Origin of the sequence: Mycolicibacter sinensis (assembly GCF_001667375.1) — a bacterium.
In the GTDB taxonomy this organism is placed as follows: Bacteria; Actinomycetota; Actinomycetes; order Mycobacteriales; family Mycobacteriaceae; genus Mycobacterium; species Mycobacterium sinense_A.
Genome location: NZ_LZIN01000006.1, coordinates 1 through 1,426, shown reverse-complemented (window position 1 = coordinate 1,426; position 1,426 = coordinate 1). Strand labels below are relative to the sequence as shown.

The 1,426-nt window shown below is 71.8% G+C and carries 1 protein-coding gene; it reads right to left on the bottom strand.

What is annotated here, in order from left to right:
- Nucleotides 1-1,411: HNH endonuclease signature motif containing protein (locus tag A5771_RS01570; RefSeq protein WP_082946992.1), on the bottom strand; the 1,411-nt coding region annotated here is incomplete at its 3' end.
- Nucleotides 1,412-1,426 lie beyond the last annotated feature (15 nt).

Below are 1,426 nucleotides of genomic sequence, written 5' to 3'. Positions count from 1 at the left end.
GAAAACGGCATGGTGGGGCTTTGTTGAGGGCGCGTTCGGTGTTGATGCGGTGGGTGCGGTCTTGGGTGCGGGTGCGTTTGCGGGTGGGCATCATGAGGTCTCGGCCCGGGTTTGGTGGGGTTGGTGGGGTTGTCGGCGGGGGTGGTGTGCCGGTAGGTAGGCACAGGGTGGGGAAGCGCAGGGTGCTGCTTGGTCGGGTGGTGTAGGTATGGCCGGTGGGGCTGGTCCACTCCACGGTGCCGTCGGGGTGCTGGGTATCGTGCCAGCCACCTGGGCCGGTCCAAAAGGTCTTGAGTAGGTGGTGTTTTCGGCAGAGGCAGCGCAGGTTGGCCGGGTGGGTGGGCCCGAGTGGGTAAGCGATGGCGTGGTCGATGTCGCAGACGGTGGCGGGCTGGTCGCAGCCGGGGAATCGGCAGGTCAGGTCGCGGGCACGGATGAAAGCGGCCAACGCTGTCGAGGGCCGGTAGTGCGGTTCGGTCGGCAGATCGGTCGGGTGGCGCAGTGGTGTGACGGTGGCGCCGTTGTTGACCAGTTGGGCCAGCAGCGGTGCGGGTACGGTGCCGCCGCCGATGATGTGCCCGCCGCGTGCGGGAGGGGCGTGGGGTGTGGGGGCCGGGGCGGTGGGCGATTGGTCGCCGGTGCCAAAGCGTGGGTCGGCCGCGGTGTCCAGGGCGGCCGGCTCGGCCAGGACGTGGACGGTGACGTTGGCCGCGCGGGCGTCGGTGCCGCCGCGGGCTGGGCAGTCGGTGGTGCCGCAGGCGCAGGCCAGGGTGTCGGCTCCGGCGGCCAGGGCGCCGAGGGCATCGGCGCGGCGCTGGGCCAGGGTGCGGGGATCGTCGTCGCAGACGGTGTGGGCCAACTGGGTCAGGCGCCGGTCGAGGGCGGTGGCGTCGGTGGCAAACAGCCGGCCCCACAGGCCGGTGGTGCCGTTGTCGCTGTGGCGGGTGTCGACGACGACTTCGCGGCCGCGGGCGTCGCGCTCCTGGCGCCGGATGGCGTCGGGGTCGTGCCGCTCGATCAGGGCGTCGATGGCCGCAGCGGTCTTGGCCGCCGAGAGCGGCCCCAGGGCGGTGGCGATCTCGGCGAGTTCGGTGTCGACCGCGTTCAACAGGTAGGGGTTGGTGATCAAGGTGGTGCGCCAGGCGATCGTGGCGACCAGCCGGGTGGTGATCGCCCCGTCGAGAAACAGCGCGGCAACCTTGGGCAGCCGCTCCCGCAAAGCAGAGGCCAGATACATCTGCGATGACGCCATACCGTGGCTGATCTGCTCGGCAGCGCCGACCTCGCAGGCGGCGGCATCCCAGTAATCGCAGGACCAGCGCGACCGGTTCACCGCGTCGCGCCCGCGGGTGCGACGCGCCACCAGCTCACCGATCGCCGCCAACCGGCGCGCCGAGGCCGCAGCCTCCACCCGGGACCACCCGGC